The organism is Rhizobium sp. CFBP 13644 (genome assembly GCF_014842165.1).
Taxonomy (GTDB): Bacteria; Pseudomonadota; Alphaproteobacteria; order Rhizobiales; family Rhizobiaceae; genus Agrobacterium; species Agrobacterium tumefaciens_C.
On the sequence record NZ_JACYVF010000004.1, the window covers coordinates 226,925 to 242,860 of the forward strand.

The window sequence follows — 15,936 nt, forward strand, 5'->3', positions numbered from 1 at the left end:
CTGCGTGCAGCCGGGAAGGCATCAACGATTGCGATGCCTCAAGGCCTTACTGCTTGTTGACGACCGCCTTTTCAGGATTTGGCGGGTATGAAGGGTCGGTCTTGGTGCCGTGGAAGAGATCCAGCGCATAGTTCAGCTGAATATCGTCCTTGGCTTCCGGTGGCACATAGGCAACCGAGCCAGAACCTTCTTCCGTTTCGCTCTGGCCCTGAATGTGGCCCCGCAGGCTGGATTCGCCTTCCGCTCGCACACGACCCTGCAATTCCGGCGGCAGAGGTTGATCCACCTTGATATCAGGTGTAATGCCCGTACCCTGAATGGACTTGCCCGATGGCGTGTAATAAAGCGCGGTCGTCAGGCGAAGCGCGCCTGTATCACCCAGCGGGATGATGGTCTGGACCGAACCCTTGCCGAAGGAACGGGTTCCCAGAACGGTTGCACGTCGCAGATCCTGAAGGGCACCGGCCACGATTTCAGAAGCAGAAGCAGAACCACCGTTGACGAGAACGATGACCGGCTTGCCATCGGTCAGATCGCCAGCCGTTGCGTTGAAGCGGCGCGTTTCTTCAGGGTTACGACCGCGTGTGGACACGACTTCTCCACGCTCAAGGAAGGCGTCGGAGACGTTGATCGCCTGGTCCAGCAATCCGCCCGGGTTGAGGCGCAGGTCAAGCACGTAGCCCTTCAGCTTGTCAGCCGGCACATCCTGCTTGATCTTCTTGATCGCCTTTTCGAGGTCGTCATAGGTCTTTTCGGTGAAGGAGATGACACGTAGATAACCAACATCGCCACCCTCGACACGGGATTTCACGGCGCGAACGGCAATGATTTCACGCATCACGGTGATATCGAGCGGCTTGTCTGCGCCCTGGCGGATAATGGTCAGCTTGATGGGCGTCTTGACCGCGCCGCGCATCTTTTCGACAGCTTCTTCGAGTTTCAGACCGCGCACGGGCTGACCATCAATCTCGGAGATGAAGTCACCGGCCAAAATGCCTGCCTTGGCAGCAGGGGTGTCATCCATTGGCGAGATGACCTTGACCAACTCGTTTTCCATGGTGACTTCGATGCCGAGACCGCCAAACTCACCCTTGGTCTGGGAGCGCATGTCGGTTGCGTCCTGCGCATTCAGAAAGCTGGAATGCGGATCAAGCGAGCTCAACATGCCGTTGATGGCATTCTCAACCAGTTTCTTGTCATCGGGAGGCGTCACATATTGCGCGCGCACGCGCTCAAACACGTCACCAAAAATCGACAGCTCCTTGTAAGTAGAAGGACCGGCAGCCTGTGCCGGCATGCTTGCCGAATAGATGACGCTCATCGCTGTGGCACCCATAAGTCCACCGATGAGGAGAAGTGAAGCCTTACGAATCATTGCGCGCCCTTCCGGTATTTTTTGCGGTCCACCATGGTTGAGAATCAACCGGCACACCGTCTTTCCTGAATTCAATGTAAAGCGTCGGCTTGTCAGTTTCCAGCGCCAATGCGGTAGCACTTGCCACTCTTTTTGCACCCATGGAGGCAATGGGTTCGCCAGAGAACACAAACATGCCCTGCCTCGTCCTCACATTGTCCATGCCTGTCAGCACCAGATGGTAACCGTCACCGGCGTTCAGAATAATCATGCGGCCATAACTGCGGAACTCACCGGCAAAAACGACAAAGCCATCTGCCGGTGCTGTCACCAGTGCTTCCGGGCCAGTCGCAACGACAATTCCCTTCGAGAAATGCCCCGTACCGTCAGCATCGCCGAACCGTCGCAGCACGTCACCGGAAACCGGCATGGCCAGCTTGCCCTTCAAACTTGAAAACGGATATGCGGGCGCAATGCGGTTTTTATCAGGCGTTCCAGCCTCGGTATCGGCCTGCACCTTGTCACGTTCAGCTTGCGAAAGTGCGGCCAGGCGCTCTTCTTCCAGCCGCTGTTTTTCCTTGGTTTCACGCACCGAGGAAATCTCGTTTTCGAGCGACGATACCAGGCCTTCCAGGCTCGTTGCCCGGCTCGCAAGTTCTTCAGAACGTTTGCGTTCTGCTTCCAGATCGCTCGCGGTCTGGGTGTTGCGCTTTTCGTTTTCGAGCCGCAGCAGATCGAGCCGCTTTTCTTCCTCAAGGCTCGCCGTCATCGTGTCGGTCAGCTGCTGTTTTTCGCTGGCGATGGCGAGGCGCAGGTCAGTCAACTCTTTGAGAGCAGACACGAGCTTCTCCGTTTCGGAGCGAATGCCGGGAACGACGGCCCCCAACAGAATAGCGCTGCGAACGGATGCCAGCGCATCTTCAGGCGAAACGAGGAGGGCAGGGGGTGGGTTGCGGCCCATGCGCTGAAGGGCGGCCAGCACTTCGGCGAGAACACCGCGCCGCTCTCGGAGCGATGCCTTGGCCGCATCTTCACGCACGCCAAGCTTGGCAAGCCTGTCCTCACCATCCCTGATCTTGTCTTCTAGGTCCTTGCGGCGGGCCGCCGAGGCGATCAGCTCGGCCTTGATCCGCGCCGTGTCCTGGTTGAGAGCCGCAATACTGTCCTGAAGCTGGCGGGATTTGTCTTCGGAAAGGCCGATATTATCAACGAGTTCTTGCAGATCCTGACGATTCTGGTCGCGGCGTTGCTCGAGCTTGTCCAGTTCTTCCTGCGGAGTGGGGGTCTGCGCAAGGGTGGGTGGAGCGGTTTCCGGAACCGCTGCGTCCTGCGCCAATGCAGGCGTGAGCGCGTGGGAAGCGACCATGCAGGCAGCAAGAAGCGCGCCCGAAAGGGTCGTCCATCTGGTGTTGCTGCCGCTCTTGATCATGAAATATGTGAACCGTCGAAAGATGGATGACCATACGCTGCTTCGCGGCGTTTCGCCAATCAACACGTATGGGAGGGCGAGAAGATGACCGGAACGGATGCGTGCGCTTTTATGTGATGGGCAAGACAAGGGATTATACGCGGTGATAGGGGTGGCCTGACAGAATTGTCACTGCGCGGTAAAGCTGTTCTGCGATGAGGATGCGCACCAACTGGTGCGGCCAGGTGAGTTTGCCAAGGCACAGAGTGGCTGTTGCTCTCTCATACAGGGAGGGATCCAGACCATCGGCACCACCGATCGCGATCACCAGATCGCGCTTGCCGCTATCCCTAAGGTTTCCGAACATCTCCGCAAAAGCCGGACTGTCCAAGGCCTTTCCCCGTTCGTCGAGCAGAACAAGCACGGCCCCATCGGCCAGATGCTTTTCGAGCATGGCCGCTTCTTCGCGTTTACGGGTATCGGCATTCGATGAGCGGCTTTCGGCCACCTCGATCATCCGCGAGAATTCCAGCCCGATGGCCGGGCCGGTCTTTGCAAAACGGTCGAGATATCGGGACGCAAGATCCTTTTCAGGGCCGGATTTAAGCCGTCCCACCGCAAAAATCGAGATTCGCATTGTCCACATCCATCCTTGTCGCAAACCTTGTGGTTTGCGCTCATATCAGGATGATCAGCGAATTCCTATGCAGTGATGCGTCGGCACCAGATGCAAGGTCGCATCAATGCAGCGTTTCTTCCTCGATATCGGGAGCGGCCCACATCTTTTCGATGTTGTAGAACGCCCGGACTTCGGGACGAAACACGTGAATGATGACGTCGCCGGCGTCGATCACAACCCAGTCGCCGTTTTCCAGACCCTCGACGCGCGAGTGACCGAAGCCCTCATCCTTCAGATCGGACATGAGGTGATCACAAATCGCCGAGACATGCCTGTTCGATCGCCCGGAAACCACAACCATGTAGTCCGCAAGCGCCGATTTTCCGGCAATGTTCAGGTAAACGACGTCTTCTGCTTTGGAGTCCTCGACACTGGTCAGGACGGTTCCGAGGGCACGACGGGCGGCATCAACGCCACTCTCCATGCTCTTTGGGATAGCGCTGAAAGCTCTTCCCTTGGTGTGCACTGTTGTCAGTTGTTTTCCTCTCAAAATGACAAACCAGATACTGTGGCATGCGATTCTGTGCGCCACAGAATAAAGGTGGCATCAAAGCGTTAACTTTTCAAGATGCGTGCAAAGGCTAGAATTTGCCTATTCAGCTTTGCGCGTTGCGCAGTGCCGTGGAGCTTAATGTGGAGCGCGGACCATGGATGAACATCCATGCAGGCGCTGTTTTCGTCCACAGAATGCCAGCATCGTCTTCATCCACCCGCGCCTGGCTATAGGCCTGCGCCATCGTAGAAGAGAGATAGGCGAGCGTGGCGCCCGGCCTGTCGATGACCGCGATGGGAAATGTCTCGGCGATCTTGCGCCAGTTCTGCCAGCGGTGAAAGCTGCGAAGATTATCCGCACCCATGATCCAGATAAACCGGGCAAGCGGGTTCTTCGCCTTGATGAGCCGAAGGGTATTGGCAGTATAGGTCACGCCGAAGGATTGCTCGAAGGCTGTTATCTTGATGCGCGGATCGGACACCAGCGCCTCGCAGGCCTTGATGCGCGTTGCCAGAGGCGCCAGCTCGGCCTTGTTCTTCAGCGGATTGCCGGGCGTGACCATCCACCAGAGCTGGTCGAGACCCAGACGCCGCAAGGCGATTTCTGCCACCAGCGCATGGCCCGCATGGGGTGGGTTGAACGAGCCGCCGAAAAGGCCGATCACCATGCCGCGCTCGGTGTGCGGCATGGTCAGGTAGCGCTTTTCGAGGCCATGATCCGCGGTCAATATCAGGTCCGTGTCTGGCCGGTGCCATGCACGCGGTATTTGAACGATGTCAGTTGCTCCACACCCACAGGCCCGCGCGCGTGCATCTTGCCCGTGGCAATGCCGATTTCCGCGCCCATGCCAAACTCGCCACCATCGGCAAATTGGGTCGAGGCGTTGTGAAGCAGAATGGCCGAATCGATCTCGTTAAAGAAACGTTCAACGACTTCAGGGTCTTCAGCGATGACAGCTTCGGTGTGGTTGGAGGAATAGGTGCCGATATGGGCGATGGCACCGGAGATACCATCAACCACAGCCACAGAAATGATCGCGTCCAGATATTCCGTGCGCCAGTCTTCCTCGGTTGCAGCCGTAACGCCGCTGACCGCATCCAGCACGGCCTGCGATCCACGAACCTCACAGCCGCCGTCGATCAGCACCTTGACCAGCGGCGCAAGATGCGTGGCGACAGCTGCGCTATCGATGAGCAAGGTTTCCGCCGAGCCACAAATACCGGTGCGGCGCATCTTGGAGTTCAGCACCACCTTGCGCGCCATGTCCAGATCAGCCGATTTATCGACATAGACGTGGCAGATGCCCTCAAGATGCGCAAAGACAGGTACCCGCGCTTCCGACTGAACACGAGCAACGAGGCTCTTGCCACCACGGGGCACGATGACGTCCACCGTGCCGCCAAGCCCGCCCAAAAGGCTGCCGACAGCGGCGCGATCGGTTACCGGCACGAGCTGGATGGCATGCTCTGGAAGGCCTGCAATCTTCAGACCTTCCACAAGGCAGGCGTGGATGGCACGCGATGAATATTGCGAGTCCGAACCGCCGCGCAGGATCACCGCATTGCCGGCTTTGAGACAAAGCGCACCTGCGTCAGCCGTTACATTCGGGCGGCTTTCATAGATGACGCCGATAACGCCGAGCGGCGTGCGAACACGCTCGATCTTCAGACCATTGGGCCGATCCCATGCCGCAATCACCTCACCAACGGGGTTTGGCAGTGCTGCGATGGAGCGAATGCCGTCGGCAATCGCGGCGATGCGCGAAGCATCCAGTTTCAGACGGTCGATGAAAGAGGCGGCAACGCCCGCAATTTCTGCGGCTGCGACATCCTTGGCATTGGCGTCGAGAATCTTCGCCTCGGACGCCTTGATTGCAGATGCCATAGCCAGCAAAGCCCGGTTTTTCTGATCGGTGCTGGCAATGGACAACGGTCGGGAAGCAGCTTTTGCCTGAGCGCCGATGGACATCATCAGCGTTTCGATATCATGGCTCTGCTTCACGGCCTGTTCAGGCATCGACCTCATCCTTATTTGCATATTTCACTTTGACGGACGCACCCGTCATCACAAGATCGTCGCGATGGATCATCGCGGCACGACCGACATAGCCGAGGATCGCTTCGATCTCGGTGGACTTGTGGCCATTGATCTGCCGTGCTTCGTCATCATCATAGCCTGCCAGACCACGCGCGATTTCCCGGCCTTGCGATCCGATAATGACAACTGCATCACCGCGACCGAAATTGCCCTTCACCAGCGTTACACCGGCGGGCAGGAGGCTTTTGCCATCATAGAGCGCCTTTTCAGCGCCGGCATCCACATGCAACTCGCCGACAGGCTGAAGCTGCCCGGCAATCCACGTCTTGCGGGCCGTAACAGGCGTCCCCGAAGGTGCAAACCATGAAGAACGTGTTCCGCTTTCAATAGCTTTCAGCGGGTTGAGCGTCTTGCCGGAGGCGATGATCATGCCGCAACCGGCAGCCGTTGCAATCTTGCCCGCATCGATCTTGGTGCGCATGCCACCACGCGACAGTTCCGACGCTGCGCCACCAGCCATGGCTTCGATGTCGGGGGTGATTTCGGCAATCGTTTCCAGAAACTGCGCATCGGGATCAAGATGCGGCGGTGCCGTATAGAGGCCGTCAATATCCGAGAGCAAGATCAGGAGGTCTGCGCCCGTCATGGTCGCCACGCGTGCCGCCAGCCGGTCATTGTCGCCATAGCGAATTTCCGTGGTCGCGACCGTATCGTTCTCGTTGATGATCGGGATAGCGCCGATTTTCAGCAGCTGGTTGATCGTCGCACGGGCGTTGAGATAGCGGCGGCGCTCTTCGGTGTCGGAAAGGGTCAGCAGGATCTGACCTGCGACAATCTCGTGCTTCGAAAGACTTTCAGACCATGCGCGGGCCAGAGCGATCTGACCCACTGCCGCTGCGGCCTGGCTTTCCTCAAGCTTCAGTGCGCCGGAGGGAAGGCCAAGCACGGTGCGACCAAGGGCGATGGCGCCTGACGATACGACCTGAACATCGGCACCATTGGCTTTCAACGCTGCAATATCTTCGCAGATCGCGTCGAGCCATTCCTTTTTCAGGCCACTCGCACGGTCAACAAGAAGGGCAGAGCCGATCTTGATGACAATGCGGTGATGGCTACCGAGCGGTTTTCGCACCGGTGTCATAGGCGGTCGTCTCCATCCTCTAGCTCGTCTTCAACCGGCATGGAGCGGTCTGGCATGGCGGTATCACCGCCACGGCTATCGGACACTATGATATCGCGCAGCTCGCGAAGAGTTTCGACCATGCCGATATGGGCAGCAGCAGACAGAAGAAGCGGCGGGCGGCCACAGGCCTTCTCCAGTTCCTTCGCCTTCTTCTTCAATTCCTTTTCGTCCAGCACATCGATCTGGGAAAGGGCTACGATTTCGGGCTTGTCGGTCAACCCACCGCCATAAGCAGCCAGCTCACGCTTGACGGTCTTGTAAGCCTTACCGACATTTTCTTCCTGAGCGGAAACCAGATGCAGCAGAACACGGGTGCGCTCAACGTGACCGAGGAAACGGTCGCCAATGCCCACGCCTTCATGCGCGCCTTCGATCAGGCCTGGAATATCGGCCAGCACGAACTCGCGCCCGTCAATGGTCGCTACGCCCAGATTGGGATGCAACGTGGTGAAGGGATAATTCGCTATTTTTGGCCGCGCCCGGGTGACCGTAGCCAGAAATGTGGACTTTCCCGCATTGGGAAGGCCGACCAGACCCGCATCGGCAATCAGCTTCAGGCGAAGCCATATCATCTTCTCCTCACCGGCAAGGCCCGGATTGGCGTGCGTGGGCGCTTGGTTGGTGGAGGACTTGAAATAGGCATTGCCGAAGCCACCATTACCGCCGGCGGCCAGGCGAAAACGCTGGCCTTCCTTGGTCAGGTCAATAATCAGCGTTTCATTGTCTTCTTCAAAAATCTGCGTGCCAACGGGTACCCGCAGCACCACACTGGCACCCTTGGCACCAGTGCGTCCCTGGCCCATACCGTGCTGGCCGATGGTGGCCTTGAAGTGCTGCTGGAAGCGGAAATCGATCAGCGTGTTGAGGCCATTGACGACCTCTACCCATACGTCGCCACCGCGCCCGCCATCACCGCCATCGGGGCCGCCGAATTCGATGAACTTTTCGCGGCGGAAGGAAACGGCACCTGCGCCGCCATCACCGGATCGGATATAGACTTTTGCTTCATCGAGAAATTTCATCGTCGTGGCCGTTCTGTCAGCTTAGTGGCAAGTCCAGCAGTCAATGTGCGGGCTTGATTTTAAAAAAACGTCTGACGCTCCAAATATAGGGGCGCGTCCTCAAGGTCAAAGATTATCGTGATTTTAGAGCCTGTAGCACAAGGCCGGTTCACGAAAAACCGGCCTTGTTGATATTATCTATGCGCGTGACGATCGAAATGTCCGTGCGGTCACGGCAGTGTCGATATGTGTGACCATGGTCGAGCGGGAGGTCGCATAGATTTCATGGCAGCCGATGACCCGAAAGCCGAGCTTTTCCTGTACGCGCAGCGAGGCTGTATTATCCGCAAACACGCCGGAATAAAGAGTCTCGTCCGGCATGTGCTGGAAGAAACGCTCCGTCACGGCCGATGCCGCTTCCGTCATATAACCCTTGCCCCAATGCGCAGGGTTCAACCAGTAACCGAGTTGCCATTCGCCATCCCGTTCTTCCACGGAAACAACGCCGATCAGGGTATCATCGGCGCAGGTTATTGCGAAATCCCACCCCGGCGCGGTGCCGACCGTTCGCATGATCAACCATTCCAGCGCGTCCTGCCTATGGTAGGGTGCGGGAATGCGTCTCAACATCCGTGCGACCTGAAAGTCGCTCAGTGCCTCGGCAATGCTTCCGGCGTCGGAAAGCTGTTGTGGACGCAGCACGAGCCGACGGGTTTTGATCGTCTGACCATTGGTCGCCGGGTGTTGTGGCTGTGTCGCGTGAACCATACTCATCGTGTGTCTCCCCAGCTTCGCAGCGAAACCCATGTCTTGCGGTCCAGCCGGTACCATTCAACCGGCATCATGCCGCCAAGCGCCAATGAGGCGACCATGCCGGAACCTTGAAGCTGGAAACCGCACTTTTGTATGACGCGGCGCGAGGCAATGTTGGTGACGCGGCAACGCGCATCGATCTGCTCGATGTCGCGTGTGCGGAAAGCCATGTCGATCAGGGCATGGGCGGCTTCGGTGGTGTAGCCCTTGTTCCAGTGGGGTTCGCCTAGCCAGTATCCCATTTCGAGCGTCTTCTGATCATCGTGCTGTTCAAGCCCGCAGCAACCCAGGAATTCGCCGTTGTCCATGCGGGTAATTGCATAGACGCACTTGCCAATCTCGCCCACTTTCGCACGTCGCACGAAATCCGCGGCGTCTTTGGCCGTGTAAGGATGCGGCATACGCGACACCATGGTCGCAATATTGGCGTTGTTGGCAAGATGGGCAAGAGCGTCCATGTCTTCTTCGTGAGGCGCGCGCAAAACGAGCCTTTGCGATAATAAAACAGGGCAATCGGTCCTTGACCGGTCCGGCCTTGGCCGTTCTTCGGGTGACCGTAATTGGTCTTCCCTTAACAATTCAGCTTGCATGGTTCAGTCCCTCCATGAGGTTAAGAAAAAAGGGGAGTTGGGTGGCGCCCCAACTCCCCTTTTTTATGACTGAACCTGTTACGTCTCAGCCGGGTCATTGGGACACCGGCTGCATATGACGCGACCGGCTTATTCTGCTGCTTCGGCTTTCGGTGCCACAGACACGTATACGCGGCCGTTTGCCTTCGAGCGGAAGGACACGTTGCCGGCTGTCAGTGCGAAAATCGTGTGGTCCTTGCCAAGGCCAACATTGGCGCCTGGATGCCACTGAGTTCCGCGCTGACGCAGAATAATGTTGCCTGGAATGACGGCTTCGCCGCCGAACTTCTTCACGCCAAGGCGCTTGGAATTCGAATCGCGACCGTTACGCGATGAACCACCAGCTTTTTTATGTGCCATTGGATTTCTCCTTTAAAACCTAGTTTCCCGTGTCGCGCCGATTAGGCTGCAACGATGTCCGTGATACGGACGACGGTGTGATGCTGACGATGACCGCGCGTACGCTTGGAGTTCTGACGACGACGCTTCTTGAAGGCGATGACCTTCTTGCCGCGATTGTGTTCGACAACTTCAGCCTTGACCGTTGCACCAGCAACGAAAGGAGCGCCGAACTGTGCGTCAGCGCCAACGCCGATCACGAGAACTTCGGTGAATTCTACTGTTGCGCCAGCTTCTGCTTCCAACTTTTCAATTGTGAGCACGTCGTTGGCCGCTACACGGTACTGCTTACCGCCGGTCTTGATGACTGCGAACATTTTTTACCCTTTCATGTTCGTTCCGGCTCTGCCCGCAAATGCGGTCTGGCCGTCTTTTTATCAGTCGAGTAGCCTGGATGCGAAGCTTCAATGCCTCTTGAAACCCAGGCCGGTGAAACCGCTTTTTAAAAGGCGGTGTGAACGGAAGACGGAATACGCCTTCAATTTGGTTGCGGGATACGCGAGAAGCCTATTTCTGTCAAGGTCGTCCAGAGGTTGAAAACATGGCTTTCGGGCGAGAATCTCATCGGATTTTCACAGTTGTGGCAAACAGGCCTCGAAATTTGATTGACGAGGGTTTATATGGGCCTCTCAACAAGGAGCAGAAATGGCCCGCATTGATAAAACCGACGATTGGCGGGATCGCCACGCGCCGACACTTTCAGCCTTTGAATCGCTTGCCATTGAGGCATATGGCCATTTGCCCGACGAGTTTCGCGCCCTGACCAAGGACCTGATCATCGAGATCGCGGATTTCCCGACCGATGAGGTGTTCGAGGACATGGCGCTCGAGACGCCATTCGATCTGCTTGGCCTGTTCGAAGGGCGTGGCATTTCAGAACGCTTCACCATGGACACTGGTGAGATGGTCAACCGGATCATCCTCTATCGTCGGCCGATTCTGGATTACTGGGCCGAAAATGAGGAGACGCTGGGCGATATCATCACCCACGTGCTGATCCATGAAATCGGCCATCATTTCGGTCTGTCAGATGACGACATGGAACGCATCGAGGAAGGTGCGGATGAGGAAGCGACGGATCGTTGATCCATCGCTCTTGTTGCCAGATTGAAGCCTATTGCTCGCCCAACTTCATATCCGGGTGATATTCCTTGCCTTCAACGGTCTTAATCACCGGCTGTCCGCAATGCATGACGCCTGTTGCCGCATTGAAGGCGTAGGTCGGTGATCCCGCAAGTTCCCAACCCTTGTTGAGCGCTTCGGTGACGCGATGACAAAACTTGGAGTCGTCAGGGCCGGTGATGAAACGATAGACTTTCATGCTTTCTCTGCCTTTCTTCGGGCGATGATCTCAGCCATCGCCACCAGCCGTTCAGCCGGCTCGACATGCAGTCGCTCGATCATCCGTCCATTGGAGTTGATGACGTTCAATCCCACAGATTCGGGATCTGCGAAAGCCGCAATCACCTCGCGCGCCTCCGTCAATGCCTGCTCATCGGGCGCAAATGCCCGGTTTGCCGCCTCGATCTGGGCCGGATGGATCAGCATCTTGCCATCAAAACCCATGGCGCGGCCCTGCTCGCATTCTGCGGCGAAGGCATCGAGGTCCCGGAATTCGTTGCAAACGCTGTCGATGACCTCAAGCCCGTAGGCGCGGGCGGCCAGTACCGTCTGCATCAACCAGGGCACCAGATAGGTGCGGCCAGGATCGAGGGGAACGCGGGTTTCCTTGCGCAGATCATTGAGGCCAACCACGAAGCCACCAAGCCGTGACCCTTGCGTGTGGGAGGCTTCGGCTATGGCTGCGACGTTCAGCACGCCTTTCGGCGTTTCGATCATCGCCCAGATCTTGAGGCCTTCGGGGGCGTCGGCTTCTGCCAGCGCATCGGCCACATCCTGAATGTGCGAAAGCTGCTCCACCTTAGGAAGCAGGATAGCATCCGGCGCGCAAGTGAGAGCCACCATCAGGTCACTTTTCCCCGCCTCAGTGGAGAGGGGGTTGATGCGTATCATGGTCTCATAGGCTGGACCCGGCGTTTGCGCAAAGACCGTCAGAAGATTGGCGCGAGCCTCATCCTTCATGTCAGGTGCGACGGAATCTTCCAGATCGAAAATCACGCCGTCGCAATCAAGCGAGGTCAGCTTTGCAAGTGCGCGCAGGTTTACAGCGGGCACTGACAGAAGCGATCGGCGTGGGCGGACAGTATTGCTGAAATAAAAATCGGCCATGCCGCACTTGTGTCAACCTTTTGTGACAATCGCAAGCAGATAGGCGGTGTGCATCCTCTTGCAAGCAGCGCAAAGAAGGGCCACATTCGTCTGGACAGAAAGGTTTGGATCATGCAGGGCATTCGTACATTCTTCTTCGCGGCTTCCAGCATCGCAATTCTGGCTTTGGCCGCACTCTTCACCGCCTCCTTGACGGTCGCGCTCGTTGGTGTCCTCGCAGTGTTCAGCGCGGTGCGCCTGTTCTCTGCGCGCCTCAAACCGGCCCCCATCCGCGTCAACCCGCGCCACCGCGAACAGCAGAACATGCGCGTGTGGAATGACGGTCGCGGTACCATCATCGATCTTTGATATCTCTCGATTGTTGTCGCTCGACGGGCTCTTAACAGAGCCCGTTTCAGAAGCGTGAATCATGCAATAATCGTGCTCTTAGTTGACGCTTATGTTGCAAAGCGTCGACTTTCCCAGTATCGACATGGCAGTTCAACCCACCTAATCGAGGGAAACCGAATGCGTATCGATGCTATTTCTATCGGCAAGAACCCGCCAGACGATATCAATGTGATCGTGGAGGTTCCTGTTGGTGGCCACCCGATCAAGTACGAGATGGACAAGGAAGCTGGCGCGCTCGTCGTTGACCGTTTCCTCTACACACCGATGACCTATCCGGGTAACTATGGCTTCGTGCCGCACACCCTGTCTGAAGATGGCGATCCAATCGACGTGTTGATCTGCAACACCCGTCCTCTGGTTCCTGGCTGCGTGATCAACGTCCGCCCAATCGGCGTGATGATCATGGAAGACGATGGCGGCAAGGACGAGAAGATCCTGGCCGTTCCTGCGCCAAAGCTGACGCAGCGCTACGACAAGGTCCAGAACTACACGGACCTGCCTGAAATCACGCTGAAGCAGATCGAGCACTTCTTCGAGCACTACAAGGATCTGGAGCCCGGCAAGTGGGTGAAGATGGGCGGTTGGCAGAATGTCGACGTCGCCAAGAAGCTCATCGTTGAAGCCATCGAGCGCTACAAGGCGCAGGCTTGATTTAAGCCTTCAAACATCAGTTCAAATGACAAATCCTCCGGGTCGTATCGATCCGGAGGATTTTTTATGTCGATAGGGACGAATTAGGCGACCAGCGGATAGATCGTGTTCCACATCAGCGAGCGGATGAAGAAAATCAGAAGCAGCAGGATGATAGGCGAAATATCGATGCCACCGAGGTTCGGCATGATGCGGCGGATAGGTCTCAGCGCGGGTTCAGTGACATTGTAAAGAAAGCTGCCAATCGCGCTGACGAATTGGTTCGAAGAATTGATGACATTGAAGGCATAGAGCCAGGAGAAAATGGCACTGAGGATCAGCACCCAGGTATAAAGGTTCAAAGCCAGATCGATTGTCTGAAACAGGGCAAGCATCAATGTCTCCATATCGTTGTTGGATGACATTTAGTCATTCGCACGCCAACCGGCAAGTGGCCGTTGGTCGGCAAGGCTTTTCATGCCTTTACACCGTTACGAAATCGTCAAGCTATAGACGCAGGCGCGCTCGCCTCTGCAGCAGCCGTCGTTAGCAAATCACAGTGCTTGCACGGTCAGACGGTATCTTTCTGATGTTCATTTTCGTCTGAAATGTTCACATGGGTTGCGGCTTGCTGGCGTTGCAAGACGCGGTCCCTGACGGACACGCCCAGAAGGTCGGCCACGCGCCAGATGACGTGATCTTCCATCTCGTTGCGCTCACCATCGGCATAGACGATATCCCAGAGAATGCCGATGAGTTCGATGCGCTGGTCTTCGTCAAGGTGGCGGTTGATGTCGGCTGTGAAGCGGTAGTAATCGACCGCCTCGCTTCCTGCCTCACGTCCGGCATCCATTAAGGCATCGAGGTTGCCGGCGCTCAGCTTGTAGTGCTCCTGAAGCAGTTCGCGCAAACGCCGACGCTCGACATCGGACACCGTGCCATCGGCTTCCATCACCTGATAACAGAGTGCGGCAACTGCGACCCTCAAATCGTCAGGAGCGAAGTCCTTTGACGATCCGCTCTGGCCAAGGTTCTGGAAAAATGACTGGATGCGATCGAACATGATTTTCCTTGAAATCGATCAAAACAAATTGAGGCGGGTTTTCTCGTCCGGCTGGCGACCTGGCTTCTTGACGCCGGGATCATCCGGTAGCCCACCAAAGAAGGGTACTGGCTCCGTCTTTGGCTTGGGCTTTGCCTCGCCAGTGAGGGGCTGAACCTCTTCCGCACGATCAGTTGTGACCACTGTAACGGGTTTGCCTTTCGCGGCCTCTGCAACAGGGACGGCGGGCTTGGCCACAACGGGTACTTCCGAGATGCTATCGTGTTTTTCATTGATGACGATCTCAGGCAGGGATGAGAGCGCATGGTCTACCGTCACTCCTTCAACCGCACCATCGAGTTGGCCGAAGGGTATTTTCCACTCGAACGCATCAAGACGACCGTTGACAGGTGAAACTGCCAGCCATTTTTCCGATACGACGCCATCCGCGACCCAGGCGTGGTCTTTCGGAGCGCGCAGCGCCTGCGCCATCCAGTGGCGTATGCGGCCCTGATCGCCAGTTTCCGCTTCTTCAATATCGGCAAGCAGCAGGAAGGTGCTCTCGCGCGGTTCTATGCGCGCTGCGGCCTCGGCCTTTGCACGGGCGCGGGCAAAGTCCTGCGTGTCGAGTGCAGCCTGTGCAACGATGAAAAGTGCTTCGACATTGTTGGGCTTCAAGCTTTCAAGGCGCTCGGCCCGCTTCAATCGGTCAACGGCGGTATCACCGCTGCGGGCGCGCACGTAAAGCTGGGCAATCTGCGGGTGAGGTGCGATTTTCCAGACGGGCTCAAGCACGGAAGCCGCTTTGCGCAGATTATCTTCACGCAGATAGGACTTTGCTGCCACAAGCGCGGCGGGGACCAGCCCCTTGGCGAGTTTCAGTGCATGCTTTGCGTCCTCGCGGGCCGCTTTCGGGTCGCTTTCGAATTTCTCTTCCGCTTTCGCCGTCAACAGCACGGCCTTAAGCCGCTCAGCATCGCCACGTTCCAGAACGCCCGCTGCCTTTTGTTGATCGAGCAGCCGGATCGCATCGTCCCACTCACCATTGCGGGATTTGCTTTCCAGCGTGGCCTGTGCTGCCCAAGGCAGGTATGGCGCATTTTCTGCGGCGGTCGCGGCATATTCCAGTGCGGCCTCATTGGCGCCCTGGCGGCGGGCTTCCATGTAGAGGCCACGAAGTCCAAGCTCGCGGGTTTCCGGATCCTGCGCCATGGCTTCGAATTTGCGGCGGGCAGCGTCGTACTTGCCTTCGATGAGATCGGCCTGCGCTTCCAACAGATGGATCAGCGGTTCCTGATCTGCATTCAAAAGCCCTTGGGTGCGCGCTGTCATCTTGCGGGCCAGAAGGGCATTGCCTGCGCCAGCTGCTATCAAGCCGGTTGACAGTGCCTGATATCCGCGATCCCGTTTACGGGAACGGAAATAGCGCCGTGCGGCGTGCGGCGAATTCCAGACGGTGTTGAAAAGCCACCAGCTAATCATCACGGTTGCGATGAGGGCTGCAACGATCGAGGCGGCCACCATAAGGCTCATCTCGATCAGTTGGCCTTGCCAGACGATGGAAAGCACGCCGGGGCGATCTGCCAGCCAAGAGAAGCCGAAGCCGATCACTAGGACGATGACGACGAAACTGATGATCTTTGCCATGT

20 protein-coding genes are annotated in these 15,936 nt (G+C 57.2%); 3 read left to right on the forward strand and 17 right to left on the reverse strand.

Annotation, left to right across the window (positions count from 1 at the left end):
- Positions 1–46: 46 nt before the first annotated feature.
- The 12 genes from IFT53_RS13510 to rplU form a co-directional block, all read right to left on the reverse strand.
- A complete protein-coding gene (locus tag IFT53_RS13510) occupies positions 47–1,375 on the reverse strand; it encodes a S41 family peptidase (protein WP_192065323.1) in 1,329 nt (442 codons plus the stop codon).
- Positions 1,365–2,720, reverse strand: coding sequence for a murein hydrolase activator EnvC family protein (locus IFT53_RS13515; RefSeq protein ID WP_192065505.1), 1,356 nt, complete (start codon positions 2,718–2,720; stop codon positions 1,365–1,367). Before IFT53_RS13515 ends, IFT53_RS13510 begins: the two co-directional genes overlap by 11 nt.
- A gap of 196 nt (positions 2,721–2,916) precedes the next feature.
- On the reverse strand, positions 2,917–3,399 hold the full coding sequence (gene rlmH, locus IFT53_RS13520) for a 23S rRNA (pseudouridine(1915)-N(3))-methyltransferase RlmH (protein WP_192065325.1): 483 nt from the start codon (positions 3,397–3,399) through the stop codon (positions 2,917–2,919).
- 103 nt (positions 3,400–3,502) lie between these two features.
- Positions 3,503–3,961: a ribosome silencing factor gene (gene rsfS, locus IFT53_RS13525; protein ID WP_409233739.1), complete on the reverse strand. Its 459-nt coding sequence runs from the start codon at positions 3,959–3,961 to the stop codon at positions 3,503–3,505.
- Positions 3,962–4,037: 76 nt separating this feature from the next.
- A complete protein-coding gene (locus IFT53_RS13530; protein WP_192065510.1) occupies positions 4,038–4,622 on the reverse strand; it encodes a nicotinate-nucleotide adenylyltransferase in 585 nt (194 codons plus the stop codon).
- 41 nt (positions 4,623–4,663) lie between these two features.
- The gene (locus IFT53_RS13535; protein ID WP_192065327.1) at positions 4,664–5,950 is read right to left on the reverse strand and encodes a glutamate-5-semialdehyde dehydrogenase; all 1,287 of its coding nucleotides are present in this window, start codon (positions 5,948–5,950) and stop codon (positions 4,664–4,666) included.
- Positions 5,943–7,112 (reverse strand): glutamate 5-kinase, encoded by a 1,170-nt coding sequence (gene proB / locus IFT53_RS13540; RefSeq protein WP_192065329.1) that lies wholly within the window; start codon positions 7,110–7,112, stop codon positions 5,943–5,945. The genes IFT53_RS13535 and proB overlap by 8 nt, the downstream gene beginning before the upstream one ends.
- Complete coding sequence (gene obgE / locus IFT53_RS13545; protein ID WP_042620029.1) at positions 7,109–8,176, reverse strand: GTPase ObgE; 1,068 nt, start codon at positions 8,174–8,176, stop codon at positions 7,109–7,111. Before obgE ends, proB begins: the two co-directional genes overlap by 4 nt.
- 177 nt (positions 8,177–8,353) lie before the next feature.
- Positions 8,354–8,929 carry a GNAT family N-acetyltransferase gene (locus tag IFT53_RS13550; protein WP_192065331.1) on the reverse strand — a complete coding sequence of 192 codons (576 nt, stop codon included), beginning with the start codon at positions 8,927–8,929 and terminating at the stop codon, positions 8,354–8,356.
- Positions 8,926–9,558, reverse strand: a complete 633-nt coding sequence (locus tag IFT53_RS13555; RefSeq protein WP_192065333.1) for a GNAT family N-acetyltransferase — start codon at positions 9,556–9,558, stop codon at positions 8,926–8,928. Before IFT53_RS13555 ends, IFT53_RS13550 begins: the two co-directional genes overlap by 4 nt.
- Before the next feature lie 129 nt (positions 9,559–9,687).
- Positions 9,688–9,957: a 50S ribosomal protein L27 gene (rpmA, locus tag IFT53_RS13560; protein ID WP_042620032.1), complete on the reverse strand. Its 270-nt coding sequence runs from the start codon at positions 9,955–9,957 to the stop codon at positions 9,688–9,690.
- A gap of 41 nt (positions 9,958–9,998) precedes the next feature.
- A complete protein-coding gene (gene rplU / locus IFT53_RS13565; protein ID WP_042620033.1) occupies positions 9,999–10,313 on the reverse strand; it encodes a 50S ribosomal protein L21 in 315 nt (104 codons plus the stop codon).
- Between the two features lie 328 nt (positions 10,314–10,641).
- Between rplU and IFT53_RS13570 the strand changes: the two genes are divergently transcribed.
- Entirely contained in the window at positions 10,642–11,082 is a 441-nt protein-coding gene (locus tag IFT53_RS13570) for a metallopeptidase family protein (RefSeq protein WP_042620034.1), read from the forward strand.
- Positions 11,083–11,110: 28 nt separating this feature from the next.
- Here IFT53_RS13570 and IFT53_RS13575 read toward each other — a convergent pair whose 3' ends face one another.
- A complete protein-coding gene (locus IFT53_RS13575; RefSeq protein WP_042620035.1) occupies positions 11,111–11,317 on the reverse strand; it encodes a DUF1737 domain-containing protein in 207 nt (68 codons plus the stop codon).
- Positions 11,314–12,225: an HpcH/HpaI aldolase/citrate lyase family protein gene (locus IFT53_RS13580; RefSeq protein ID WP_192065335.1), complete on the reverse strand. Its 912-nt coding sequence runs from the start codon at positions 12,223–12,225 to the stop codon at positions 11,314–11,316. Before IFT53_RS13580 ends, IFT53_RS13575 begins: the two co-directional genes overlap by 4 nt.
- A gap of 111 nt (positions 12,226–12,336) precedes the next feature.
- Here IFT53_RS13580 and IFT53_RS13585 point away from each other — a divergent pair, with 111 nt between their 5' ends.
- Together IFT53_RS13585 and ppa are read left to right on the forward strand one after the other, a co-directional pair.
- A complete protein-coding gene (locus tag IFT53_RS13585) occupies positions 12,337–12,573 on the forward strand; it encodes a hypothetical protein (RefSeq protein WP_192065336.1) in 237 nt (78 codons plus the stop codon).
- A gap of 159 nt (positions 12,574–12,732) precedes the next feature.
- The gene (gene ppa / locus IFT53_RS13590) at positions 12,733–13,266 is read left to right on the forward strand and encodes an inorganic diphosphatase (protein WP_192065338.1); all 534 of its coding nucleotides are present in this window, start codon (positions 12,733–12,735) and stop codon (positions 13,264–13,266) included.
- 83 nt (positions 13,267–13,349) lie between these two features.
- Here the strand turns inward: ppa and IFT53_RS13595 are convergent, their stop codons facing one another.
- The 3 genes from IFT53_RS13595 to IFT53_RS13605 form a co-directional block, all read right to left on the reverse strand.
- Positions 13,350–13,640 (reverse strand): YggT family protein, encoded by a 291-nt coding sequence (locus tag IFT53_RS13595; protein WP_244656326.1) that lies wholly within the window; start codon positions 13,638–13,640, stop codon positions 13,350–13,352.
- Positions 13,641–13,816: 176 nt separating this feature from the next.
- On the reverse strand, positions 13,817–14,308 hold the full coding sequence (locus tag IFT53_RS13600) for a tellurite resistance TerB family protein (RefSeq protein ID WP_042620039.1): 492 nt from the start codon (positions 14,306–14,308) through the stop codon (positions 13,817–13,819).
- An 18-nt stretch (positions 14,309–14,326) separates the two neighbouring features.
- Entirely contained in the window at positions 14,327–15,934 is a 1,608-nt protein-coding gene (locus IFT53_RS13605) for a heme biosynthesis protein HemY (protein WP_192065342.1), read from the reverse strand.
- Positions 15,935–15,936 lie beyond the last annotated feature (2 nt).